22 protein-coding genes and 1 other RNA gene are annotated in these 25,738 nt (G+C 45.9%); 14 read left to right on the top strand and 9 right to left on the bottom strand.

Annotation, left to right across the window (positions count from 1 at the left end; genetic code table 11):
* Positions 1-391 precede the first annotated feature (391 nt).
* Entirely contained in the window at positions 392-1,738 is a 1,347-nt protein-coding gene (gene murD, locus QUB12_RS31680; RefSeq protein WP_333310142.1) for a UDP-N-acetylmuramoyl-L-alanine--D-glutamate ligase, read from the top strand.
* 143 nt (positions 1,739-1,881) lie between these two features.
* On the opposite strand, the gene QUB12_RS31675 is transcribed toward murD, so the two are convergent.
* The 4 genes from QUB12_RS31675 to QUB12_RS31660 all read right to left on the bottom strand — a co-directional run bounded on the left by QUB12_RS31675 (position 1,882) and on the right by QUB12_RS31660 (position 3,319).
* On the bottom strand, positions 1,882-2,082 hold the full coding sequence (locus QUB12_RS31675; protein ID WP_333310139.1) for a hypothetical protein: 201 nt from the start codon (positions 2,080-2,082) through the stop codon (positions 1,882-1,884).
* Positions 2,083-2,118: 36 nt separating this feature from the next.
* Positions 2,119-2,478, bottom strand: coding sequence for a hypothetical protein (locus tag QUB12_RS31670; RefSeq protein ID WP_333310137.1), 360 nt, complete (start codon positions 2,476-2,478; stop codon positions 2,119-2,121).
* Positions 2,447-2,629 (bottom strand): hypothetical protein, encoded by a 183-nt coding sequence (locus tag QUB12_RS31665; RefSeq protein WP_333310135.1) that lies wholly within the window; start codon positions 2,627-2,629, stop codon positions 2,447-2,449. The genes QUB12_RS31670 and QUB12_RS31665 overlap by 32 nt, the downstream gene beginning before the upstream one ends.
* A gap of 279 nt (positions 2,630-2,908) precedes the next feature.
* Positions 2,909-3,319, bottom strand: a complete 411-nt coding sequence (locus tag QUB12_RS31660; RefSeq protein ID WP_333286386.1) for an MAPEG family protein — start codon at positions 3,317-3,319, stop codon at positions 2,909-2,911.
* A gap of 31 nt (positions 3,320-3,350) precedes the next feature.
* Between QUB12_RS31660 and QUB12_RS31655 the strand changes: the two genes are divergently transcribed.
* From QUB12_RS31655 to QUB12_RS31645, 3 genes are all read left to right on the top strand, one after another.
* Complete coding sequence (locus tag QUB12_RS31655) at positions 3,351-3,557, top strand: hypothetical protein (protein ID WP_333146443.1); 207 nt, start codon at positions 3,351-3,353, stop codon at positions 3,555-3,557.
* Between the two features lie 397 nt (positions 3,558-3,954).
* Entirely contained in the window at positions 3,955-4,734 is a 780-nt protein-coding gene (locus QUB12_RS31650; RefSeq protein WP_333146447.1) for a methyltransferase domain-containing protein, read from the top strand.
* Positions 4,735-4,826: 92 nt separating this feature from the next.
* Positions 4,827-5,162: a cupin domain-containing protein gene (locus QUB12_RS31645; RefSeq protein ID WP_333310133.1), complete on the top strand. Its 336-nt coding sequence runs from the start codon at positions 4,827-4,829 to the stop codon at positions 5,160-5,162.
* A 251-nt stretch (positions 5,163-5,413) separates the two neighbouring features.
* Here the strand turns inward: QUB12_RS31645 and QUB12_RS31640 are convergent, their stop codons facing one another.
* A complete protein-coding gene (locus QUB12_RS31640) occupies positions 5,414-5,953 on the bottom strand; it encodes a Crp/Fnr family transcriptional regulator (protein ID WP_333310131.1) in 540 nt (179 codons plus the stop codon).
* A 208-nt stretch (positions 5,954-6,161) separates the two neighbouring features.
* On the opposite strand from QUB12_RS31640, the gene QUB12_RS31635 reads away from it, so the two are divergent.
* The 5 genes from QUB12_RS31635 to QUB12_RS31615 all read left to right on the top strand — a co-directional run bounded on the left by QUB12_RS31635 (position 6,162) and on the right by QUB12_RS31615 (position 11,577).
* Positions 6,162-6,680, top strand: coding sequence for a CdiA C-terminal domain-containing protein (locus QUB12_RS31635; RefSeq protein ID WP_333146453.1), 519 nt, complete (start codon positions 6,162-6,164; stop codon positions 6,678-6,680).
* Positions 6,681-6,879: 199 nt separating this feature from the next.
* Positions 6,880-7,686: a thiazole synthase gene (locus QUB12_RS31630; protein WP_333154621.1), complete on the top strand. Its 807-nt coding sequence runs from the start codon at positions 6,880-6,882 to the stop codon at positions 7,684-7,686.
* A gap of 69 nt (positions 7,687-7,755) precedes the next feature.
* Complete coding sequence (psb34, locus tag QUB12_RS31625) at positions 7,756-7,923, top strand: photosystem II assembly protein Psb34 (protein ID WP_333103838.1); 168 nt, start codon at positions 7,756-7,758, stop codon at positions 7,921-7,923.
* A 588-nt stretch (positions 7,924-8,511) separates the two neighbouring features.
* Entirely contained in the window at positions 8,512-10,779 is a 2,268-nt protein-coding gene (locus QUB12_RS31620; RefSeq protein ID WP_333310129.1) for a hypothetical protein, read from the top strand.
* A gap of 105 nt (positions 10,780-10,884) precedes the next feature.
* Complete coding sequence (locus tag QUB12_RS31615; protein WP_333310127.1) at positions 10,885-11,577, top strand: response regulator transcription factor; 693 nt, start codon at positions 10,885-10,887, stop codon at positions 11,575-11,577.
* A 93-nt stretch (positions 11,578-11,670) separates the two neighbouring features.
* On the opposite strand, the gene hemG is transcribed toward QUB12_RS31615, so the two are convergent.
* On the bottom strand, positions 11,671-13,131 hold the full coding sequence (gene hemG / locus QUB12_RS31610) for a protoporphyrinogen oxidase (RefSeq protein ID WP_333310125.1): 1,461 nt from the start codon (positions 13,129-13,131) through the stop codon (positions 11,671-11,673).
* Between the two features lie 855 nt (positions 13,132-13,986).
* Between hemG and QUB12_RS31605 the strand changes: the two genes are divergently transcribed.
* Together QUB12_RS31605 and corA are read left to right on the top strand one after the other, a co-directional pair.
* A complete protein-coding gene (locus tag QUB12_RS31605; protein WP_333310123.1) occupies positions 13,987-18,222 on the top strand; it encodes a PAS domain-containing protein in 4,236 nt (1,411 codons plus the stop codon).
* A gap of 76 nt (positions 18,223-18,298) precedes the next feature.
* Positions 18,299-19,480 carry a magnesium/cobalt transporter CorA gene (gene corA / locus QUB12_RS31600; protein WP_333146468.1) on the top strand — a complete coding sequence of 394 codons (1,182 nt, stop codon included), beginning with the start codon at positions 18,299-18,301 and terminating at the stop codon, positions 19,478-19,480.
* Positions 19,481-19,616: 136 nt separating this feature from the next.
* On the opposite strand, the gene QUB12_RS31595 is transcribed toward corA, so the two are convergent.
* Positions 19,617-19,781: a hypothetical protein gene (locus tag QUB12_RS31595; RefSeq protein WP_333310120.1), complete on the bottom strand. Its 165-nt coding sequence runs from the start codon at positions 19,779-19,781 to the stop codon at positions 19,617-19,619.
* A gap of 147 nt (positions 19,782-19,928) precedes the next feature.
* Between QUB12_RS31595 and rnpB the strand changes: the two genes are divergently transcribed.
* The 3 genes from rnpB to QUB12_RS31580 all read left to right on the top strand — a co-directional run bounded on the left by rnpB (position 19,929) and on the right by QUB12_RS31580 (position 22,820).
* An RNA gene (gene rnpB / locus QUB12_RS31590) (RNase P RNA component class A) lies at positions 19,929-20,362 on the top strand.
* A gap of 286 nt (positions 20,363-20,648) precedes the next feature.
* Positions 20,649-21,353, top strand: a complete 705-nt coding sequence (rnc, locus tag QUB12_RS31585; RefSeq protein WP_333146470.1) for a ribonuclease III — start codon at positions 20,649-20,651, stop codon at positions 21,351-21,353.
* A gap of 219 nt (positions 21,354-21,572) precedes the next feature.
* Entirely contained in the window at positions 21,573-22,820 is a 1,248-nt protein-coding gene (locus tag QUB12_RS31580) for a Gfo/Idh/MocA family oxidoreductase (protein WP_333310117.1), read from the top strand.
* Positions 22,821-22,858: 38 nt separating this feature from the next.
* Here QUB12_RS31580 and QUB12_RS31575 read toward each other — a convergent pair whose 3' ends face one another.
* Positions 22,859-24,904, bottom strand: coding sequence for a sensor histidine kinase (locus tag QUB12_RS31575; protein WP_333146474.1), 2,046 nt, complete (start codon positions 24,902-24,904; stop codon positions 22,859-22,861).
* Between the two features lie 360 nt (positions 24,905-25,264).
* Positions 25,265-25,408, bottom strand: coding sequence for a hypothetical protein (locus QUB12_RS31570; protein WP_333103829.1), 144 nt, complete (start codon positions 25,406-25,408; stop codon positions 25,265-25,267).
* Between the last annotated feature and the right edge of the window lie 330 nt (positions 25,409-25,738).

The following is a 25,738-nucleotide window of genomic DNA, read 5'->3' as shown; positions in this document are numbered from 1 at the left end:
CAGGCAAGATGCCTGTTCCACAAGAAAATTTATCTTTTGTGGAACAGGCATCTTGCCTGTTGCTGACAATGGTGCAATATCTCAGTTTTAACTGACTTTAGCTGTTAGACAGGGGTTTTCAACCCCTGGCGGGCCTTGGGAGGCAACGGGCGAGCCTGTAGGCAAACCAACTTGAGAAACCTACTTGTTAAAAATATCGCTCCCAATAACATTAAAGCTTACCAATAAAACGAGTAAATCTATTAGGATTATTGCCGAACCGCGCGCGTCTGGGCAGAGTTCGATCGCTCTCTTAAAAAATAAGCTAAATGGCCAATAGTCAACAACCAATTCAAGGTTAAGATATAAACTTATAAAACCAGGGAAGTTCGCTCCATCACACACACAACTTATGCCGATAGCTCATATCATTGGACTAGGAAAATCAGGAATTGCCGCCGCCAGACTGCTAAAACGCGAAGGATGGGAAGTAACGCTGAGCGATCGCTCATCTTCCCCAAACTTGCTCGAACAACAACAGGAATTCGCTAACGAAGGAATTCATGTGGAGTTAGGTAAATCTTTTGAACCAGTCGAATCTATAGAATTAATAGTAGTAAGTCCGGGTGTTCCCTGGGACAGTCCAGCATTAGTGCGCGCCAGAGAGTTAGGCATTGAAACAATCGGAGAAATGGCTCTCGCGTGGCGTTACCTCAAATCTCCTTGGGTGGGAATTACCGGCACTAACGGCAAAACTACTACTACTGCTTTAATTGCTGCTATTTTTGCAGAGGCCGGGCTTTATGCTCCCGCTTGCGGCAATATTGGCTATGCTGCGTGTGAATTAGCTTTAGCCGAAAAACAGCCGGATTGGGTAATCGCAGAAATCAGCAGCTATCAGATAGAATCCTCGCCGTTTGTAGCGCCACGCATCGGAGTTTTGACGACTTTGACGCCGGATCACCTCAGCCGCCACAAAACTTTAGAAAATTACTACAACATTAAAGCGCATTTGCTGAAAAAGTCGGAATTGCAAGTAATTAACGGCGACGATCCTTGTTTGCGGCAGCAAGGAGTTGACGTTTGGCCGGATGCGTGTTGGACGAGTGTGAAAGGTGAAAAAGATTTGTTGGGAAATACAGATTTGGGAGCCTATATTCAAGATGGTTGGGTAATAGCTCAAGGCGAGAGAATTCTGCCTGCTGATTCTTTGCGGATGGTGGGAGAACACAATTTGCAGAATTTGTTAATGGCGGTGGCGGCGGCTAATTTGGCGGGAATAGATAAAAGTGCGATCGCGCGGGCGATCACTAAATTCCCCGGAGTTTCGCACCGCCTCGAACACATCTGCACTTGGGAAGGCATAGATTTCATCAACGACAGCAAAGCTACTAATTATGACGCCGCGCAAGTCGGGTTGGCTTCTGTGAGCGCACCGGCGATTTTAATTGCGGGCGGCGACGCCAAAGAAGGGGACGATCGCGCATGGATTGATACAATCAAGGCGAAAGCTGCTGCGGTGCTGCTAATTGGGGATGCGGCGAGTCTTTTTGCCGATCGGCTCACACAAGCAAATTACAACGCTTGGGAAATTGTCGAAACAATGGAACGAGCAATCCCACGATCGGCAGAATTAGGCAAACAAAATCATGCTAAAGTAGTGCTGCTTTCTCCAGCCTGTGCTAGCTTCGATCAATACCAAAACTTCGAGCAACGGGGCGATCATTTCCGCCAAATATGCCTCGAATCCCTGATTTAACGGACACCAATCCCGTAGGGGCGGGTTCACCAACAATTTATGCCTAAAACCAATAATCTCGTAAACCCGCCCCCACCCAACTGTCAATCACAATCTACCGCTTTCAAGATACAAGAGGCGGGTTCACCAACATCTTTAATTGGCTAACCATAATCTTCATAAACCCTCCCCGTCCATACTGTCTTCCAAATATCCTTAATTCTCGCCTGCTCTTCCCATTCTAACTCATCAAAAACTAGCATCATTTCCTCATGAGTATAATCAATAATGATTGCCGCCAAATGAGCAGCGGTTTCCGCTTCCAGCATGGCTGTTTTTAACTTTGCCATTGCCTCTTTATCCATTAGCACTAAACTTGGAATATTGACCTCACTTTCATTTTAATTGTGTCTGCAAATGTCTTTTAATTGGGTCTGGAAATCAGCACTTTGAGCAGCACTTATTGTATCAGAATGCGACGACGATATTTTAAATTGGCTACAAAGCTGAGAGCGCAATTTTTCATCAATCTCCAGAATATTGTCTTCGGAAGTGACATTTTTTTGCAACAAAATTGCGATTTCTCTTTCCAGTTGGCGATAGCCTTGCTGAAAGAAATCTTGAGAGTTAGAACGAAACAAACCGCTATTGACTTGCTGAATTTGGCTAGGCGTCAGCGATTGAGCCGAGACAGCAGCCGGAAATCCCAAAGATGCTGCTAGCCACCAGCTAGAAATTATCTGTTTGAGAATGGTGTTCATCACTGTCGGGAGGAGTTTTTACCTCAGTTAGTTTCTCGTTTTCTGACTCGCTTGCTAATTCATCTTCTAGTTCAAGTTTTTCTTGCCACTCGACAAGCTGCTGAAAAAGTTTCGGGTTAATTTCAAATACGGGTTTGTTGGTTTCTGACATATTTACTCCTAACATTTATTACATTTAACTGGTTCCAGGGTTCTTTTTTGGAACCGCTCTCCAGAGGAAGAACCCCGTTTTTTTAGCAGGAAAATTGGAGGCTGAGCCTCCGAATCAGCGTTACCAGGCTCTGCCTGGAAACGAGTAGAAAAACAATTATAGCAATCCTAAATCATTTATGAATTTCTTACTCCCTCCCCTTGGTAAGGGGAGGGTTGGGGTGGGGTAAAAAATTTACGACTCCTGCAAGGATTGCTATATGTCGATCGGAAGCTACGCTCAAACCTTCAGCAGCGACATAATTATGCCAGTTAAGGAACCACCAAGCAAAGCTAAAGTAGCTAAGGTACTAATCCCAAATCCTGCCGCTCTTTTTTCGGCAGCTTGATAGTAACCCCAAGCAAACAAAATGCGTCCAACTATCCAAACTGCGCCGATACCTGCGCCCCAAATTGGGCTGATAAATTGCGAGAACAGCCACAGCGAGGGCAAAAATAGAATCATTTGCTCTAAGGTATTTTGCTGAACTCGCAACACTCGCTCAAAGTCTGGGTTTCCTGTCACCTGCGGGGGAGAAACTTTGTATTTGAATCTAGCTCTGCCGACGTTGATGGTAACAACGAAGTAGAGAATTAATGCTGAAACAGTAATTAGACTAGGCCAAAGTGTGGCGTTTGCTTCTGCGAGCATGATTCGGTATGATTGGGGTGGAGTATATATCTTGATTATAAATCAATTATTGCCGATCGCGTCATTCATCGCCCTCCCGTCATTCAAAGCGGGGGATGTGATGCAACTGCTGGGTATTAGTGGCGCGGCAATTGCTTTAGAGTTCCGGGACATCCTCGAAAACTTGCTGGCTGGGATTTTGATTTTTTTTGATCGCACCTGCATAGGGATACAAACCCGCGACTCTTGTCGTGAGTAGCCCAAATTTTAGACTCTTATTCAACCTCCAAGATTTATCTGTAGAGCAAATCTCAAATCTCAAATCTCACATTTAAAATCTAAAATCTAAAATCTAAAATCGACTGACTGCACCTGCATAGGCTTGTTCCACCGCAACAAAAGTTAATTATTTAGCTCTAATTCGTTGGCAGGATTAACAGAAATAAGTTCTACTAAAACGAGTACGGGTTTTGTGCTTTCGACAGAAAGCATTGTTGGCAATCAAAAACAGCCCGAATTGTTGATGGGCGGACATGGTATAATTCCTGATATTGTAGGGTTCGTCAGCCTACGAGAATTTGAATATGAGCTAGATCATAGAAAGATTTGAGAAAATTTGGCAAACTGAGAGTAAGGTTAAATAGGAGGTCAATTCAATGACCAATACTGCTCTGAATTTTAAGACTGCACCGGGACATGAAGTGCTCGCGGCGGCTGGCAAGAAAATGCTGAGGCCGGGGGGAAAACTTGCTACGGAACAGTTATTTGAATGGGCGGATTTTCAGCCTGGGGAGACTGTTTTGGAGTTGGCTGCTAGTTTTGGATATAGTTCGATCGCCCTTGCTGAACGTTTTGGCGTAAAAGTAGTGGGAGTGGAGAAAAATCCAGAGAGTGTGGCCCGCGCTCGTGCTAATGTTGCAGCAGCGGGTTTGAGCGATCGAGTGGAAATTGTGGAAGGAGATATTTTTCACTTGGATCGGATTTCCCAACAGTTTGATTGGGTGTTGGCTGAAGCTATCCTGACAATGCAGTCGCCGTCAGGCAAAGCTAAAATTGTATCGGGAATTTGCGATCGTTTAAAACCAGGCGGCAAGTTTCTTTCTCACGAACTTTTAGCTAGAAACCGAGAATCAGAAATTCACAAAGCTTTATCAGAAGTGACGCGGGCTAATTCAACGCCTTTGTCTGAGTCTGGCTGGATTGCTGTTTGCCAAAACGCGGGTTTGCAAGTAGAAAAGTGTCAAAGCGGGGCGATGGGGCTCCTCAACTTGTCGCGAATGCTGCAAGATGAAGGGTTTGTGGGTACTGTGCGGATTTTGTGGAATATTTTAAGTCGATCGCAAATTCGCGATCGTATCTTAGCAATGCGTCGAGTTTTCCAGCATTACCAACAGGATCTAGGCTACATCGTTATCTCTGCCAAAAAACAATCTTAACCGACTCAATCGATTTTCGATTTTCGATGGAAGAAAGTGAAGCCACTGATAAATTCGAGACTTGTGACCAAATTAATTAATTGTCAAAAACTATGACTACTACTCTTTTACCGCTACAATCTTCAGCAATCCAACTCCGAGACGCAATTGAATATCCCGCCGCCGGAGTGCTGAACAAAATTTTAGTCAAAGACAATAATTGTCAGTACAGTTTATTTTGTCTGGCTGCAGGAACGGAAATTTCGGAACACTCTTCGGCACGGAATGCCACAGTTAATGTCATCGAAGGAAAGGGTATTTTGACTTTGGAAGGCAAGGATATTGTTTTGGAACCGGGGGTGTTTATCTTCATGCCCGGTAAAGCTCTTCACGCTTTGAAAGCAGAAGAAAATTTGGCATTTATTTTGACACTTTCCGAGCCTCATTAATCCCATAAATATTGCTGTAGGGGCGGGTTTTACCAACCATACTTGCCTAAAATCAATAATCTCATAAACCCGCCCCCCACAGCCCGTGAATCGGGGCGGGTTTATATAGATAGTGAGTTGCACTCAAATATTGTTTGTGAAATCATGTCCCGTAGCATCATCAGTTGGGGCGGGGCGGGTTTACGAGATTGTTAGTTTGAGACGTAAATTGTTGGTAAAACCCGCCCCTACAAGAATTGGGATTTTAACATTTAGTCTATTTCATCTCCAGAGGCGGTATCCTCCAATTTTTCCCAATCCAATACAATAATTTTACCGCCTCGACTGTAGGAGACAAACGGCTTGAGTTTCTTAAATAACCGCACGCATTCTTCGTAGGTAATTCCAATACTGCGAGCAATTTGATAGTAGGGAAAACGTTTTTCTAAACATACACTATTATCCGCAAGCTTCGTACCTTGCTCGACGCCAAAGTAATGAATAAATCGCGCCAGCCGCACGATCGCCCTTTCCGACACCAAACCGTGCACAGTCTCGTGCAGTTGCTGCAACCGCTGATTAAACACCGCCAATATTCGCAAGGCAATCTCAGGATTTTCCCGAATTGCTGCTAGCAAAACTTCCCGTTCTGTGGTAAGAACTTCCACATCAGTTTCTGCAGTCACCGTGGCGGGGGCAATGCCGTTGCCTAGCAAAGCAGGTGCGGCAAAAATATCTCCCTGAAATAAAGTGCGGAGAATTGTTTCTTTGCCCGCCGTCGCTGTTTTTGCAACCCGCAGAGAACCGCTCAATCATGGTGTATAATTTTTCGGGGATGCGATCGCCCTCATACATCACAACTTCTCCCTGTCGGTAAGTGCGAATTGCTGTATGTTCTTGCAATCGCTCTAATTCAGTTTGGTTTAAGCTGGTAAATATTCCAATTTTAGCCAGTTGCTCAACAGTTGATTTCATAAATTTAACTCTACCCGATCCGAGTCCATTGAGATTATAGTAACGGTGAATTCAGAATATATCGAGACAAGCAGAGCCATCTACGAAAATGCAGAACCAGAATATCGGCGATATTATTTTGATGAGATAGCTGGCGGATTTGTGCTAATTCACCAACAACATAATCTTAATAATTCGGAAATCTTTCTGGCTGAAGTTTTGGCTAAAATAGGGAAGAGAGTTAGAATGTTGAGCGAGCAAGCAGCAGAGGGTGTGAGAACGCCCGATGCTGAGATAGACGGTGAGATTTGCGAATTTAAGGAGTTAACAGAATCTACGAGGAACATCAGGTATCGAGTTCAAGAAGGAATCAGCAGGGCCAAAAATCAAGGTGCATCAGTAGTTGTTTTTCACATCAACCGAGAAAATTACGATGTCTGGAAAATCAACGCTGGCATCAAACAAGGTCTGTTTTGGGATACCCAAAATCAGATTCAACAAATATTTTTTGTTGCCAACAGCAAACAAATTCAACTCATTACAAGGGAAGACTGGCAAAATGGAAGACCATTTCAGCGAATTTAAAGAAATCGTAGAGTGCGGGTTGAAAAATAATATGCCGCGAGATGCTAAATTAATTACTGTAGGGCAAATTTTATATGCTGTTACCCGCGACGATCTAACTATCAAAGAAGGTTGGCAGCTTGAAGCAATGCTGGGAGGCAGAAAAAACTGGGAAGAGGCACTTGAGTACAGCATTTTTGGCTATCCAGTAGATACAGAAATGCCATCTTTAGACAAACCTCTGGTTATTGCTGGCAAAACTTTTCATTCTCGCTTGATGACGGGGACGGGAAAATATCGCAGCATTGCAGAAATGCAGCAAAGTGTCAACGCTAGCAGGTGCGAAATTGTTACCGTGGCTGTGCGGCGAGTGCAAACAAATGCTCCCGGTCATGAAGGATTGGCAGAGGCTCTCGATTGGACTAAAATCTGGATGCTGCCAAATACTGCCGGTTGTCAAACTGCAGATGAGGCAATTAGAGTAGCTCGTTTAGGCCGGGAAATGGCGAAACTTTTAGGGCAAGAAGACAATAATTTTGTCAAATTAGAAGTGATTCCCGATGCTAAATATTTGCTGCCCGATCCGATCGGCACTTTGGAAGCTGCAGAACAATTAGTTAAAGAAGGTTTTGCCGTTTTGCCCTACATCAATGCCGATCCCCTGCTGGCAAAACGCCTAGAAGAAGTCGGTTGTGCGACAGTCATGCCTTTAGGTTCGCCCATCGGTTCAGGGCAAGGGATCAACAATGCGGCCAACATTCAAATAATTATTGACACGGTGAAGGTTCCTGTAGTTGTCGATGCGGGGATCGGAACGCCCAGCGAAGCAGCCAGAGCAATGGAAATGGGAGCCGATGCACTGTTGATTAATTCCGCGATCGCCAATGCCCAAAATTCCCCGGCAATGGCAAAAGCAATGGGAATGGCGGCAGAAGCGGGGCGGATGGCGTACTTAGCAGGCAGAATGCCGATCAAAGATTACGCGATCGCCTCTTCCCCCCAAACAGGCACTGTCACCTCAAAATAAATTCCTGAATTTTCCTGGGCGCTTTTTTGGTACAGTTGTAAACATCAAAAATATTAAGGATTGTGACTGATGCCTTACATCAAAGATGACGATGGACGCCTGAACAACTTTGCTAAAGAGCCGAAGGTGTATGAAGCCGTACCTCCTAACAAAAATCAGCAACGCAACTACATCATCCTGGGTATTGCAGCAGCCATGTTAGTCGCCGGTTTGGTGTACGTGGCTGCCTCCGTCTGAAAACTGGCCTGAGACTCAAAGCTGCTTCAAATCGCAATTTTAAATAATCCTTCGAGAAACCATGTTTTCCTTTCCCAAGGAAACATGGTTTTTGTGTTTCAATACAAAGCAGGGAGTTGCGACAATCCTGAAGCGTGCCGAGCGAGCTGGAAAGCTAAATAAGACCAGCATAAATTTGGTGTTTTCCTCGCGGCTGTCGGGTTCAGGGACTTGGGTTGCACTTAATCACACTGGTTTGCCACCCACATAAAATTGCCAATTGAAAATCTACACTCCTTTAGTCATCAACGGTGCGATTGACAATCAAGCATCCAGGATACAAGCCCCCGGATTCATTCCGAAAGCAGACTCAGGGCCCAGAAATAAAAAACCTGTATCCGATAAAGGAGCCCCCGAATTTATCCGTGCGGTCAAGGCTTCAATCTAAAATCTCAAATCTAAAATCTAAAATCGATTGACTGCCTTCGGGGCTTAGTTGTGAGTTATGAGCGATCGAGATTTCAACTCTCAACTCTACAATCTAAAATCTACAATCTAAAATCTAAAACCTAAAATCTAAAATCTAAAATCTAAAATCGGCTGATCCTGATGTCTATTCCTTCCCAAAAAGTTTCTAGCTCGAACAAGCTGATCTACCAACGCTTGAAACAGGCGATCGACCTCAATTTACGCCGTCAAATTTTTATCGCCGCCTGCGACGACTTGTGCTTGCGGGACTGTCTGGCAGCCCGGTTGCACACAGAATTAGTCGCAGAGAGCGCAGGCTCCGATCCTCGGATCGACTACCCCCGATTTGTCAGTTTGGAACTCGACTTGAGCGATCCAAATCCTTGGGGCTCGATCGCCGCGTGGCTCACCCACCACCCACCGCCGCAAAACAGAGGCAGCTACAGCCGTTTGCCGGGATTTCAAATTATCGGGGCCGAACACCTGACCAGGCAGTCAGCATCCGTGCAGTGGTCGTTCCTGAGCTATTTGAGGGACATTGAAGCAAACCTGCAATTGTGCGAGTCTGCTCTGTTGCTGTGGGTGTCGCGCCCCTGGCTAAGTTCGATCGAGCAATCGGCCCCAGAATTTTGGCACTGGCGAACCGGAGTATTTGAGTTTGAAGGCGAACCAACTCCAGCTAAGGAAGACTTCGGGCACTTTGAGGACTTCGGGAACTCAGGAGACTTGCGAAACTTACGGGACAGCGGAGACTTTGGCAACCAACTTTTAATACCTTCTTTGTCTGGACAATCCCTAATTCCCGATGAACAATTCCCAATTTCCTATCGCCCGTCCCCAGCGCCAGATTCTAAATCCGTCCAACTGGCAGATGAGGAACCATCCCCAATTTCCCATCCCCCCTCCCCAGCGCCAGATTCTAAATCCGTCCAACTGGCAGATTTGGTGCTAGCAGCGGCTTCTGAGGATTTGGAAGCAGAAAATGATGCTGCATCAGAGGAGAATTTTCTGCCGCTGCAAACCCTGCAATACATCGAACTGCTGCAAGAACATCAGTGTTGTTCCGAAGCATTGGCTTTGGCTTATCACGGTTTGGGAAATTACTACCGCGATCGCATTCTGGGCGGTGACGTTTCAGAGCAAAACCTGACAATCGCCATTCGCGCGATCGAACAAGTGATTGCCTATCTCGACGTTGACAGTAACTCGCAGCAAAATCAACCACTAACTGAGGAATGCGCGCGGCTGATTGCCCAATTGACAGAAAATTTAACTCAGTACGCCCAGGAGTCCCACAGCCTACCGCCAATTTCCGATTTGCTCAACGATCTCGGTACTCTCTACTGGATGCTGTCGCGCGATCGCACCAATGCCCTCAACGCCTCAGATCCAGTATCCAGCCTTGAACGCAGCATCGCCCTCTACCTTGAAGGTTTGAACCGAACAGATGCCGAAACCGTACCCCAAACCCGCGTTAGATTAAACAAAAATTTGGGAATCGCCTCGGCCGATTTAGCCCGCTATCGAGACAAGACAGAGAACTTGCAGCACGCAGTTGCAGCTTACCAACAAGCGCTGCTGGATCTAGACCCCGCCGTGGAGCCTCAGCAGTATGCTGCTGCTCAGAATAATTTGGCGACAGCATACTGGAATTTAGCCCAAGATGGTGAGCCGATCGTATATCTCAAAAGCGCGATCGCAGCTTACACCCAAGCCCTCTCCTGTTACAGTCCCGAACGAGAACCCCTCAACTATGCCGGAGTGCAAAACAACCTAGGTACCGCCTGCTGGAACCTCGCCCAGCACCAACCCTCAGAACCCCTGCTAGTCAGGGCGATTTCCGCCTACCGCGAAGCATTGAAATACCGCACCAGAGAATTAGTACCCGCAGCAGCAGCAGCCACCTACAACAATCTCGGTACCGCTTATTGGCATTTGGCGAACCAGTTTCAGCAGAAACAGGCGCGGACGGAATCATTGCAGCAGGCGATTACCGCCTACGAAGCCGCCCTGGATATCGCCGGAGAGATCGATCGAACCAAACTCACTTTTGACGCCTTGGCCGCCCGTAACAATCTCGGACTAGCCCACTATCAACTAGCCACCGACCCAGATTTCGCCGCTAACAAAGTCGCACAGACAAGCCATCTAGAAGCAGCACTGCACCACCAGTTGCAAGTGTGCGCCGAATGGGGACAACATCTCAATGACAAAGGGTTAATATATGGGGATAAACTCAACCTGCAAGCCCCGGCAAACTCCCAAGCTGCTGATTCCCGGCAAACAGCATTGAGCTATATTGTCAAAACGATTAGAGCTTTCTATAGTGAATGTGGGCTGCCAGGCCAAAATTTAGCCTTATCCAAAGTTCCCGGAGATTTATTGCCCGAAATCTTGCGTAGGTTATAAATATGGCTATAACTATTAAAAGCTCAATTTTTTCGAGATTTGTATCCAGTTTTCTATTATTATGGCTGAATCTTCTTGCCTAATTCTTCAAGCAAACTTGTGGTCATGGCCCCTGTAAAAATCCTTGTGGTTGATGACGACCCGGCAATCCGAAATTTAATTCACCGTTTTTTGAGCCAGCAAGGTTATCAAGTTGAGTCTGGCGAGGACGGTGAGACGGGTCTGGAATTATTTGAGCAACTCAATCCTGACTTAGTAGTTCTAGATGTAAATTTACCTGATACAACTGGTTACAAACTGTGTCAAGAAATGCAAAGACGCACGGGCGTGTTTGTGTTGATGCTGACTGCCCGAACCGATGAAGCTGACAAAATGAAAGGGTTTGCCGAAGGTGCTGACGACTACATTACTAAACCTTTTAGTCTTGTAGAGATTGGAGCTCGCGTTGCAGCAATTTTGAAGCGCAAACGCATAGTTACTCCCGCCGAACAACAAAGTCTTACTTTTGGAGAGCTACTAATAGATCCGGTTCGCCGCGAGGTAATTCTCGGCAGTCAGATAGTTGCTTTGACTGCTTTAGAATTCGATCTGCTGTACTGTTTGGCCAGCAAACCCGGTCGCGTGTGGAGGCGATCGGAATTGCTGCATGAAGTGTGGGACTACGAGTATGTAGGAGCCGATCGCGTGGTGGATGTTCATATCGGTCAAATTCGCCGCAAAATTGAACCAGATACCACTCAAATATCGATGATTCAAACCGTCAGGGGGGTGGGTTACAAGTTTGAGCCAACAACCTAGTAGCATTCGCCATTCCGATCTAGGGGGCGGGTTCACCAATATCTCTGATTCACATCCTCGATATTTGTAAACCCGCCCTCCCCACACAATAATTCAGATCGATCGAGTATCTGATTGTTTTTTCTGCAAATACTCGCCCACTTCTCGTGCACCCTCAAAACCCCTTCGCACGCAATCTCCCAAAGCCACGCCGCCAACGTAGTTACTGCACAAATACACCCCCGGCAAAGATTTTAAGCCTTCATCGATTTGTTGCAGGCGATCGAAATGCCCCAAATTGTACTGAGGAATCGCCCGCTTCCACACATTCACCGCTAAAACTTTTGGCTGCGGCACATCTGGTTTCAGCAAAATCCGAGACAAATCTCGGTGCACCTCCCGAACGATTTCTTCTGAGTCGAGATTGCCAATTTCCGAGTCTGTAGCCCCGCCGATGAAACTGGTGAGAGTGTGCCAGCCCGCAGGCGTGCGATCGGCAAATAAACTTGATGTCCAAATCGTCCCCAGAGTGCGAATTCCCTGCCCCCTCGGAATTAAATTTCCAAAACCTACTAATTTACCCTTGACATCCGAATGCGGATATGCTAATACCACGCAGGCAACCGCAGGATAAGTAAAAGCTTGTAAAGCGCTGCTAACTTCTGGTTGCAGAGGCTGCAACAAATCGGCTGTAACATAAGCCGGTGTGGTCAAAACCACGGTACGCGCCTCAACTTCCTGCTGTCCGTCGGGCGACGAGAATACAGCAATGTAAGTTTCGCGTTGTGTACGCTGGAGGCGAGTCAGGTGCCAGTTGAGTTTCACTCGATCGCCCAATTCAGCAGCGATCGCCTCTGGCAAAGCCTTTAACCCCTGTTTGAACGAACCCAACTCCCCCGGCCTAGTCTTAGGCACATTCGGGTCTGCAGGCATTTGCTTCGGTCTTTTCCTAGCAGAAAGCAGCGCCCCCGCCATCAGCCCGCCACCCAGATCAGCCATCTTTGCTACCCGGCCAAAAGCCGCCGCCGCGCTAAGTTGTTGCGGATCGCCCGCATAAACCCCAGAAACAAAAGGTTCCACCAACCGCTGCATCACTTCCTGCCCCAGATGACGGCGGAAAAATTGAGAAACAGTTTCCTCGTCACGCTGCTGCGAAAGTCCAGCGCCCATTGCCGGCGCGACAAACCCCAAAGCCCCGAACAACGCCCGCAGTTTCCCCGGAAAACTCAGCAACTGAGACTGAATCATCGCCGGTGGAGTCATCGGCACCGGTTGCAGCTTTTTTTGCCAATACACAAAACGAGGCAATTTGCGATCGGCAAAAATCAACTCCTGCTTCAATCCCACATCTACAGCCAACTTCATCAATTCTGGCGTCGGCGAAAAACTGTTCGGGCCCTCCTCCCAGAGAAACCCCCCCGCTGTCACAGTGGTGATGTTCCCGCCCACACGTCCTTGACTCTCAGCGACTAAAATCTTTAGCGAGGATGGACTCGTTGCTTCCTTGTGAAGTGCGTGCGCCAAACTCAAACCGCTAATACCCGCACCCACAATCAAGGTATCTAATAGTTCCATATTACATAGAAAAATATCGCAATCTTTATGTTACATGGCTTTGCACGGCTTGCGTTCTTTGCTTCGGGTACTGCCAAACCGCTTTCAGATTACCGAATTGGGAATTGGGAATCGGGAATTGGGAAGCTGTCGGGCATTTCTTAAGCATTTTTCTCGCAGGTTGTGGATTAACCTCTGCCCACCTCCCCGTCTCCCCGTCTCCCCGTCTCTCGATCTCGCTTTTGTATCCGCTGGGTCTGGTGTAAAAAAAGACCATCTGCTGTTATTAAGCTATATTCCCAAAAATACTATTTATTTAAAATTTTTGTATTATAGGGAACAGCGCCGAAAATTGCACTGGGAAACGCAGTAGTAAAGTGTCCAAAAAGATTTGAGTGGGTTAAACTAACTTTAGGAAAATTTTAGAGCTTAAGCAAGTCAGCACCCCGCTCTCAACAGATGGGGCTTTATGCCCTAATCAAAAGAGAAAGTTGACTAGCTATCGTCTTAACTGATTACGTTATCAAAAATATGGGTGTAAGCCCAAGCTGCTAGGCGATCGCGCGTGAAATATTTGAAACGGTAATTCTTCCGTTGAAAGTAGATCATAAAAGTACCAAGTGACCAAGTAGCCCCCTGTAGAAGTAATCAATATTCAAGGCGGTTAAAACTGCCTGATGAGTGTTTTCCTCGATCGGTCTACTCACATCTTGCACCATTCTCAAGAACAGGCAAGATGCCTGTTCCACAAAGAGTTAATTTCTTGTGGGTTGGGCATCCTGCCCGCCCATAAAAGCTTATTGAAAATGGGGCAACATATGAGTCTAAAGACACGAGGTTTCCACAATACTAAGCTTTTCTCATGAAAAAATACCCATGCAGGAAGTTATCAACTCGTTTCAGTCTTTTTTCTCTAACTCTGTTGATGCTTTCCTAGAGTGCGATCGACAGCAAAATTACCTATCGATCAATCCAGTCGCTGCTGCTTGGATGGGATTGGAGCCGGCTGAAATAGTCAACAAAACTAATCAGGAATTATTAAAATTATATCCCAATAATGCTGCTGTCAAAAATATAATTTCGCAGATTGATTCCTGCCTGCAACAAGTATTTATAACCGGGGAAACAAGGCTGGCAATTCATGAGGTGACGACGGCAGACGGCGGGATTAAAATTTACGAAACTGCTTACACGCCAGCGGTGGATGCCTCTAGCAAGCAGATGCGGGTTTTGGGCGTCGGTAGAGATATCACCAGGCATTACCGCTGGCAGCAGCAGAAAACTCAACAGTTGCGCCGATCGAACCATTTACTGTGGTTGAATGCAGCTAACAGTCCCCTGGCAATGGTGGGCTGGGATGAAGATTTTCGGATAGTTCAGTGGTCGAAACGTGCCGAAGAAATCTTTGGCTGGACAGCCGATGATATGATGGGCAAGCAGTTCGGCGATTTGGCTTTGATTTGCGAGGAAGATCGAGAGGCTGTAAGCGCGATCGAGCTTGAACTAGCCACTGGCAACGGCAATACTTCAATTAACCGCAACTATACTAAAAGCGGACAGGTAATTTGGTGTCGCTGGTTCAACTCGATTATTCGCAGCGGCGACACTTTTACCGTGCTTTCTTTGGTGGAAGATATCACCGATCGCAAACGGTTGGAAGCAGAAAAAGCCCAAGCTTCTCGCCTCACAGCAATGGTAGCCGATGTGGGTATTGCCCTCACCAAACACCCTGAAGATATCCTGCTTCCCTGCTGCGAGGCAATGGTGCGAAATCTCGATGTCGCTTCGGCTGAAATTTGGACTTTCAACTCTCAACATAATGTTTGCCAATTGCAAGCAGCATCGGGAATCTACAGCCGCACAGACGATCGGGCTAGGTTTATTGAAAGTAAGGTTAACTTTATAGCCAAACAGCAAAAACCGGAATTTGACTGCGGATTTGAACTGAACAATTTTGGACTCCCAGAGGAAGAATCCGCAAAAGCAACAGATGAGCAAAGTTCCGAAGTAGCAATTATCAATGCCAGTCAAAAGCCGACAAATTGCCCAATTCCCAAGCAAATTCTCACCTTCGCCGGCTACCCTTTAATAGTCGAAGAACGGCTGGTGGGAGTAATGGTAATTATCAGCAGCCAGCCGCTGACAGCACCGTTTCAGGAAACTTTAGCATCGGTTGCGGATGTCATTGCTTTAGGCATCGAACGCAAGCGTTCAGAAGCTGAATTAAAATCAGCTAGAGGGTTTCTAAATTCCGTAGTAGAAAATCTGCCGGTGGGAGTTTTTGCTAAAGATGCTTCTTCGCTGAAATTTGTGCTGTGGAATAAAGCGGGAGAAACGATCGCAGGTGTTACTTCTCAAGAGGCGATCGGCAAAAATGACTACGATATTTACCCCAAAGAACAAGCTGATGTTTTTACTGCTCAAGACAGGGAAATATTGACCGGTGAGCACAACCAATCTACTGTTAAAGACATAGGCGAAGAGCCGATCCAAACTCGCCACAAAGGTATGAGAATACTGCACACCCGCAAAGTGCCAATTCTCGACGCCACAGGCCGTCCTCAGTACGTTTTGGGGATTACTGAAGATATTACCGAACGCAGGCAGGTAGACGAAAGCGTGCGCCTCTACGACCAAATTGTCGAGAATATGCAAATTGGTTTGTACGTCTACCATTTAGAAAATATAGACGATGACAGCACTCTCAGGGCGATCGCCTCCAATCCTGCAGCTACCCTATTTACCGGATTAGAAATGGCGGATGTTTTGGGTATGACAATCGACGAGATTTTTCCCCACCTGCGATCGAAAAATATTCCCCAAGCATTTGCTTCGGTAATTCGCACCCAGAAAGCCGTAGAAGTTGAAGATATTGAGTGCGATGAAGGGGGTCGAATAACTCGCGCTTTTTCTATTAAAGCTTTTCCATTACCCAACAACTGCGTCGGTGTTGCTTTTGAAAACATTACTGGTCGCAAGTGCCTAGAACTAGAACTGCAGGCGTCTTTGGAAAAAACCGAACGTTCCGAACAACTCCTGCGTACAGTAATAGACAAAACTAGCGACTGGATTTTGGCCAAAGACAAAAATTTTCGCTGTATTTTGGCCAACAGGAGTTTCGCTCAAGCGATCGGCAAAACAGTCGAAGAGATAATTGGCAAATCAGATTTAGAATTAGGATTTTCAGAAGAACTCGTGTTTGGGAATTGGGCCAGAAATATCCGAGGCTTCCGCACAGACGACTCTGCTGTACTGGCCGGCGAAATCATCCACAATCCCTGCGATCCGGCAACTCTTGCTGACGGTTCAGTACATATTTTTGATACCCAAAAACTTCCCCTGCGCGACGCTGAAGGTAATGTATTTGCAGTGCTAGCTTTCGCTCACGATATTACCGAACGACATGAATCGGAAGCAGCTTTGCGTAGAAGTGAATCCAGATTTAGGTCTTTGGTAGCTAATATTCCCGGAGTGGTTTATCGCTGGAGGTGCGATTTTTCGACTAATTTTATTAGCGATGCCGTTTACTTATTAACGGGCTACCATGCGGCAGATTTTATTTGGCTTTTGGACAGGAGATGCCGGACTTTTGCTAGCATTATTTACCCGGAAGATTTGGCCAAAGTAGAAGCAACTATTCGGCAAGCCATAGGAAACAAAGAGTCTTATAACTTGGAATACCGCTTGCTAGCAGCAGACGGCACGGTTAAATGGGTGTGGGATAAAGGTTCTCCTGTGTTCGACGCAGATGGAAACGTTTGCTATTTGGACGGGGTGATTTTTGATATTAGCGATCGGTACTACGCCGAGGAAGCATTGCGCCAAAAAACTTTAGAGTTAGAAGCTGTTTTTCGCGCTTTGCCTGATTTGTATTTTCGACTAGATGCTGACGGTATAATCGTGGATTATTTGTCAGGAACTTCTTCGAGTTTATACGTACCTCCCGAACATTTTATTGGTCAACGCATCACAGACATATTGCCACCCAATGTCGCCGGTCAATTTGCCCAAGCAATCTTTGAAATTTCCGCAACCAGAAATTCAATCGATATAGAATATTCGCTTTCCATGTCGGAAGGAGAAAAAACTTATGAAGCCCGACTGTTGCCGTTTAATTCCGATCAGATTATTATTCTAGCCCGCAATATTACCCAGCGCAAACAAGCCGAAGCTCAATTAAAACATAAAAATCGCCAGCTAGAGCAAACATTGAAACAATTAGGCAGGACTCAAGCTCAACTAATTCAAGCGGAAAAAATGTCGGGTTTGGGACAGCTAGTGGCGGGAATTGCTCACGAAATTAATAATCCTGTCAGTTTTATTTACGGTAATATCACTTACGCTAGTGAGTATGCCAAAAACTTGCTGGAACTGTGCAGTTTGTACCAGGAATACTACCCGGAACCTGTTGCGGTTATCCAAGATTTGGCAGAAGAAATAGAACTGGAATTCATGAAAGAGGATTTCCCGCAACTGCTGACTTCAATTCAAACGGGAGCCGATCGAATTCGCCAAATAGTTCTGTCTTTGCGTAACTTTTCCCGCCTGGAAGAATCCGATCTTAAGCGTGTTAATATTCACGAAGGAATAGAGAGTGCTCTGTTAATTTTGCAACACAAGATTAAAGAAAATGGTAGAAATCGTCCTATTCAAATAGTTAAAGAATATGGGAAATTGCCGCAGATACAGTGCTACGTGGGACAGTTAAATCAAGTGTTTATGAATATTTTAAATAATGCTATTGATGCTTTAGCGAATGTCAGGCAGAGGAAGTGGGAATTGGCGACTTATGTGGAAGAGGAAGGGCAAGATTTTGCTAGTTTACCTTTAAGTTGTGACACATTGCCTTGGATTCGGATTCGCACGGAGGTGTTGGAGAATAATCGGGTGGCGATCGTAATTTCCGATAACGGGTGTGGAATGGCAGAGTCTGTTAAATGTCGGGTATTTGACCCGTTTTTTACTACTAAACCAGTAGGCAAAGGTACAGGTTTGGGACTGTCTATCTCCTATCAGATTGTGGTGGAAAGACACGGAGGGACGCTGCAGTGCATTTCGGCGCCGGGAGAGGGAACTGAATTTGCGATCGAGATTCCAATTCGGCAGAGGTAATGAGTCATTGGTAAGTGGTAGTTGCACCATAAAAATGATAATCTAATTAAAGGTTGTAAAAGTCAGGAATATTAGCATGGTATACAAAAGCATACATACTTCTAATGCAGTTGCACAACCAATTAAAGATGATGAGGATGATGATGATTCCTACGTTGACTATTTTTATGACGATCCGGGGGCTCCGCCGGGAACTCTCGACTTAGAACCCGATGCGCCGCCTCCGGAGATTGTATTAATTGACTATTGCGAAACAGCCGCAACTCGCGGTAAATTGGCAAATCCTCAAGACGCTTCGGCCTATTTAGATACAGCATCTGTTTCTTGGGTTGATATGTTGGGGTTAGGAAACAAAGAAACTTGGCGCCAAATGGGTAAAGTGTTTAATTTGCATCTTATGGCTCAAGAAGATGTGGTTAATGTACCACAGCGCCCAAAAGTTGTAGATTACGAAAATCACATTTTAATCATTGCCTGGATGGTGATACTTAAGCCGAATTCAGAGAATTTTCATAAAGAACAAGTTAGTTTAATTTTGGGGAAACATTACCTGTTAACTATTCAGGAAGAACCGGACTATGATTGTTTTGAACCCGTGCGCGATCGCATTCGTAAAGGACAAGGAACTATTCGCAAACACGGAGCCGATTATCTGGCTTATACTCTGTTAGATTCGATTATAGATGGCTTCTTCCCTGTATTAGAAGTTTATGGAGAGCGCATTGAAGAATTAGAGGATGAAGTGGTGGTGAACCCCACCCGCAAAACCCTGGAAAAAATCTATAAAATCCGGCGAGAATTGCTGACTCTGCGCCGCGCCATTTGGCCGCAGCGGGATGCAATTAATGTTTTGATTCGAGATAGCAGTGATTTGATTAGTCCAGAGGTGCGAATTTACCTGCGCGACTGTTACGATCACACAGTGCAGGTGATGGATATGGTGGAAACATATCGAGAGTTGTCTTCTGGTTTGATGGATGTTTACTTGTCTTCGGTTGGTAATAAAATGAATGAAATCATGAAATTGCTGACGGTGATTTCGAGTATCTTTATTCCTCTAACTTTTGTGGCGGGAGTATACGGGATGAATTTCAATACAGAGAAATCGCCTTGGAATATGCCGGAACTGAATTGGTATTTTGGCTATCCGCTGTGTTGGGCGGTGATGGTAGGAATCGCCTCTGGTTTAGTTTACTTTTTCTGGCGGCGCGGCTGGTTTGATAATTTTTCTACTGTGAAAGATGACTCATTAAAGTAACCGGATTGGAGATTTGAGATTGGGGATTGAAGATTGAAAAATCCAAAATCCTTTTATGTAAAAAGGTTTCCTGCCCCTAGTTGAATCCCTGCCATAAATCCTGGCATGATAATTCCCAACTTTTGGGCCTCCAGATTCATCCGTGAGTGATTTTAAGGGGAGTTGCAGGGAAATTTAATTGTTGGGCGGGCTTTCGGGCCCACCGTACAAGAGTTTGAATAAACTGAGATGTTGCACCATTCTCGCTTAACAGGCAAGATGCCTGTTCCACAATAAAATTCATCTCTTGTGGAACAGGCATCTTGCCTGTTCATAAAAAGCTTATTGACAATAGTGCCAGATGTGAGAATAAACACAAATGTCCAAATTAAGTGGGCGACAAGTTAAAATATTCAATCTCAAATCCCAAATAGATTGACGAACGATCGCGTACAATAAATCTGGGGAAAAAGTAGGCGCAGGCGGTTGCGGATTAGCGAAAGCTTGTCTGAGGAAAGTCCGGGCTCCCGAAAAACCAAACTTGCTGGGTAACGCCCAGTGCGAGCGATCGTGAGGATAGTGCCACAGAAAGATACCGCCAATTAGTCATTAGTCAGCAGTCATTGGTCATTAGTAAGTAACTGAGGATTTTTGACTGGGAAGCAACCACTAATTTGGTAAGGGTGCAAAGGTGCGGTAAGAGCGCACCAGCAGCATCGAGAGGTGCTGGCTCGGTAAACCCCAGTTGGGAGCAAGGTCGGAGGGACTATGGTTGGTTTTTTACCAGTGCCGTTTTTTGGTACCGCTTGAGGCGTCTGGTAACAGGCGTCCCAGATAGATAACTGCCCTCGAAAACTGCTTGCAGTTGAGAGAACAGAACCCGGCTTATGTCCGACTTTTTCCCCCCCATTTAATTAAAATTACCGCTTGGGAATCAGGTCAACAAATCCTTTCGACCTGTTTTATGTTGGGAAAGGTGTGCACTGCACACCCGGAGGAAGATTTTGGGTAAGGTGCACCATAAGCACCGGGAGGAATATTTAGTCTGTCAACTAATTTTTTTTTATTAATATGAATCTGATACCAGTTAAAAAAAATAATGCAACTTTTGAAAAGCTCCAAACCCGGATAGTCATCCGTGATTCCCACTTCTCAAATCTAAAATCTAAAATCTAAAATCTAAAATGGTATGATTTATCCGGGTCGCCAAAAGCAACTTGAAACATTAATTCAAAAATTGGGACTGACGAAGAATGCTTCGATAAAATGGCATCTCCTCGATTTAGCTTTGACTCATGCGAGCGCGTCAGCTAAGGCAAATTACGAGCAACTAGAGTTTGTCGGGGATGCAGTTGTGCGGCTGGCTGCGTCGGAATTGTTGTTTGAGATTTATCCTGACTGTACAGTGGGGGAATTTGCTGCTATTCGATCGATCTTGGTGAGCGATCGCATTCTTGCTAAAATCGCTGAAAGTTACGGGTTCGATCGCTATTTAATTGTTTCCAGCAGCGCCGCCGCAGACAAAACAGGCGCTGAACCCCGGCTGGCAGATGCTTTGGAAGCGGTACTGGCTGCGCTTTATTTGAGTACCCAGACGTTAGAATTAATTCGCCCTTGGCTAGATTCTCACTTTCAACGCCTAGCGGCGGAAATCCGCAGCGATCCGGCCCGCCAAAACTACAAAGCTGCTCTCCAAGAGTTGACTCAAGGCAAATACAAAACTTTGCCCAAATATAGCGTGCAAGAAACCGGGACAGTGCAGGGCGGGGAGGATCGTTTTACCGCAGAAGTTCTCATTCAGGGAAAGTTGGTAGCAGAGGGAAAAGGTCGATCGATCAAAGCGGCCGAACAAGCAGCGGCTCAGGCAGCTTTCAATAAATTAGTTGACAGTTGACTGTTGACTGTTGGCTGTTGACTGTTGACTGTTGACGGTTGACTGTTGACTGGTGTTATCAGTTATTGGTTATTTGTTAGCTGCTACCAATAACCCATAAGCAATAACCAATAACTACTGCCAACATTCAACAGTCAACAGTGATTTTTTTGAGTTAAAACATAGATAATAATAACAAAATATGCTATAATTACTGTGCGATTTTTGAAATTATAATTAATGAAAATCGGAATAGCTGTATTGGGTGCCGGTCGCTGGGGAGTTAACCTAATTCGCAACTTTCTCGAACATCCCAATAGCCAAGTTTTAGCGGTGGTAGACCCGAATCGAGATTCATTGGCGGCCGTTCAAAAACAGTTTAATCTTGATGCCTCGGTGATTCTAGCTACCGATTGGTCTCAAGTGCAAGCCTTGCCGGGACTGCAAGCTGTGGCGATCGCTACTCCAGCTTCCACACACTACACCCTCGCAGCAGCAGCGCTGAAACAAGGCTACCACGTCTTAGCCGAAAAACCCCTCGCCCTCAACCTGACTGAAGCAATAGAACTCTGTCAATTAGCCGAAAAACAGCAGCGGCAACTGTTCGTTGACCACACTTATCTGTTTCATCCAGCAGTCGATCGAGGCCAAAGAATTATTCAACAGCATCAACTCGGAAAATTGCGCTACGGTTACGCCCAGCGCACCCATTTTGAACCGGTTCGCCATGACGTTGATGCCCTGTGGGACTTGGCGATTCACGATATCGCTATTTTCAATACTTTGTTGGAACAAACGCCAATTGAAGTAAGGGCGATCGGCACTGTTTTTCCCAAGGAAGAAGGAAGTTCGGCAACGGATTCTGTAACGGATGTAACGGATGTAACGGATGTAAAAGATAGAAGGAACAAGGAAGAAGGAAGAGGGAACAAGGAAGAAGGAATAAATCAAGACGCAGAAGAAATTGATTTTCAATTTTCTCCTTCACTGTTGACTACTAATCCTGCAGAAAAACTAGCAGATTTAGTTTGGGTAACGCTCACCTATCCCGACGGATTTCAAGCATTTATTCATCTGTGCTGGCTAAATCCCGACAAACAACGGCGCTTAACAGTTGTTGGCAGTTTGGGAACCTTGATTTTTGACGAAATGTCGGCAGAAACTCCCCTGATTTTGCAGCGCGGCAATTCAGATTGGCGAGGGGAAGAGAATAACTCTTTTGAAAGTGCGTTAGCGAAGCCCGCCCCTACGGGGGCTACGCCAACGAAGAGGATCGCGCCGCAGCCAAAAAGCATCAGACACCGCGAAGTGTTGAGTTTAGAACAAGTAGAACCGCTGAGGCGAGTGTGCGATCGCTTCCTCAACTGCGTGCAAACTAATACCCCCTGTCTTACCTCTTCGGGCGCGGCCTCCGTCGAATTAATCCGCATTCTCAGCACTTTGAGCAAATCCCTCGAACTCGGCGGACAGCCCCTAATACCATTTTAGATTTGAGATTTTAGATTTGAGATTGGGAAAATCAGTCCTCAACTTTTGAAATTTCCCTTTTCCGTTACTAAGTCCGGGCTGTGAAAATAAAAATTTGACTGCTGATTGACAGGCAAAGAAATCATCACCATAGTACCTTGATTCACGCCTGCGCTGTGCAGGGTAATGCTTCCGATCATAGATTCCATTATCCTTCGCGAGATAGCCAAGCCCAAACCGTTACCGCCAAACCTGCGAGTTGTAGAACCATCAGCCATCACAAAAGGTTGAAACAATTTCTGCTGGTGCTCGGGATCGATACCAATTCCTGTATCTTTAATTGTCACCACCACCCAATCGCTTTGACCGCTGGGACCCGTTTTACTTTCCCCACTGCCGTTAAAACTAGCAGAATTAGTCCTCGATTCTAGCCGCACAGATATACTAATGCTGCCCGACTCTGTAAACTTAACGGCATTGCTCAAAACATTTAAAAACACCTGTTTGAGCTTCTCTGGATCGGCATGAACAATAATCGGATCGTGAGGATCTGGCAAACTTAACTTCAAGCCTTTTTCCTCAATTTGAGCCGCTTGCAAATCAATCGCGTCTTCAAGTACCTGAGTAATATCAACTACTTCTAACATCATGGAAAAGGTGCCGGCTTCTATTTTAGCAATGTCCAAAATATCATTAATAATATTGAGCAATTGCATGGACGAGTCGTGGGCGCGCTGTAAAAATTCCATTTCTTCATCTCGGTCATCGCAGTAGCCGTCCCGCACAATTTGAATAAAACCAATAATCCCGTTGAGCGGCGTTCTCAATTCGTGAGAAATATTGCCCAAAAATTCATTTTTTAATTGATTGGCAACTTGCGCTTCCTTGGTGGCGACTTCCAATGCTTTTGCCCTGGATCTGAGGCCCTGCACCATGCTGTTTAGTGCTTCTGATAGTTGATTAAATTCCCTAATTTGGAAATCTTGGGGCACTGTCTGCGACGCTTCCGTATCTACTTTCATGGCGTAGTCTCTCAGTTTTTCCACAGGACGCGCCAAGTCGCGAGACAGATATAAAGTCGCGATGATACTAGCAGCAACCAAACCTACAATTAAATTAAATAAAACTTGCTGAATTTCTTCCAAACCTGAGAGAGCGTAATCTAAACGAGAGACAGCTAAAATAATCCACTTGCTGTTCTCATGTGTAGTTGAAGGACTCGGGATAGCGGCGTATCCTGCTAGCAACTCTACACCATTTCTTTCAAAGGAAAATAGGTGGAGAAAAGCTGTTCCGCCGGCGATCGCCCTTTTGACAATACTTTTTAGTCGAGCGGCATCTGCCTCTTGGTCGATATTGCGGCCCACGCGGTTGACATTAGGGTGCGCCAAAATTGTCCCATCTTGGTCGATCGCCACCGTATAGCCGGCTAGAGAACCCTTGGGAGCGCTGGTTTGCACAGGCAAGGCAGACTGCAAACTCAAAGCATAACTCAACTGCAGGGTATTGCCCCGACGAATGTAAACAGGAGCGCTCAACACCAAACTCGCTTGGCTATCGGAGCCTTCTTTACCCGCATCGGGAAAATCATCAGCCCCCAAAGCCACCTTCTGATCGTTTGCTGTCGCCTGGCGCTGCGGAGGTAAGGACAGACTGATGTAAACGCTCTTGTCGTCCAGCAGCGTTTGCTGCTGCTGTACGGGCGGCCAAAATTTTGCCGGCAACGACTGAATCGGCTGCTGCCCGCAAGTGCTTGCTATCACTTGATTTGTCTTTAAGTTAGTCAATTGCAAGCAATCAACCTGCGCTGGCAACCGCTGCCCTAATTGCGCGATAAACTTTTGATAATCCTTCGGATCTACCGACTGCAACATCGAGCTTTCGGAAGCGCCGATCAGATTCGACTTCAGCGATTTCGCCCACTGTTCAATAGTGTCTGCTTTTCTGACTGCACTTTCTGTCAAGTTTTGACGAGCAGTTTCCAGAAGTGTCGAGCGTGCCTTGCGATAGGTAACATACTCCCCCACCAGTAGAACCGGTACGCTGAGCAACAAAATCCGCGACAGTAAAATACGGCGAAAGGAGGATTGACCTAACTTAACCATAGGAAATATCTAAATTAAGGTGCAACACCCAACAGCGACCATTACAGTGAAATAAACCAGACCGAAAGCATGAATCTGTCTAGGGGGCTCTGCTGACTGGACAACACAGCTTCAGAACAACATTTAAACACAATTATAGAAGCCACTGTAGTAATCTCGATTCTAAGTGTGTGGACTTAAAGATGCTCAGCAATTTGTTTGGCAACTGCCTGTGATCTAGGTCACACTTCCCTCTTCAATTCTTGGCTCGACTTGCGCCCCATCGCCCAGGGGCCCATTTTTCAGGCTGCAAAAAGCGTCGGGTGGAGATACCGCAGTTGCTTGAAGCTAGAATCGCATAGATGCACTCTGACACCTAAATTAACGGGCAAAAAGTTCTGTCTCCGGGTAGTACACAGAGAGAATTCTGCTCGATCGGACTTTTTCTTTCCGAATGCCTTCGAGAGATGGGCCAGAGATGGGCGATGCGAGATTTGGCATCCTGTCAAAGATTTCTTTTGCCATCCGATTGATTCGGTGACAATAATTCACCGGTCAAACAAAAAGAATGAGACGATCGAGCTGTCGATCGACTCTGCCAACCCTAATGTGGGGAACCTTGGCCCAAACAGTGCACCCACGCTCCCTAAATTCGCGGTCTCGGCAATAATCTCCATAGCTTAATCGATGAAAAAAAACTTTAGCAATTATACGTATTATTACACAAACAACCGTCCGAGATATCATCACGCATATTTGATATCTGATACTTTTAATTCAGACAATCCCCGACAATCGGCAACAATCTGAATATAGCACACTCATCAGACAGGTCCCAGAGTATGGTGGTATCCC

The organism is Microcoleus sp. B7-D4 (genome assembly GCF_036705125.1).
Classification (GTDB): domain Bacteria; phylum Cyanobacteriota; class Cyanobacteriia; order Cyanobacteriales; family Microcoleaceae; genus Microcoleus.
This window is presented reverse-complemented; position numbering and strand designations above follow the sequence as displayed.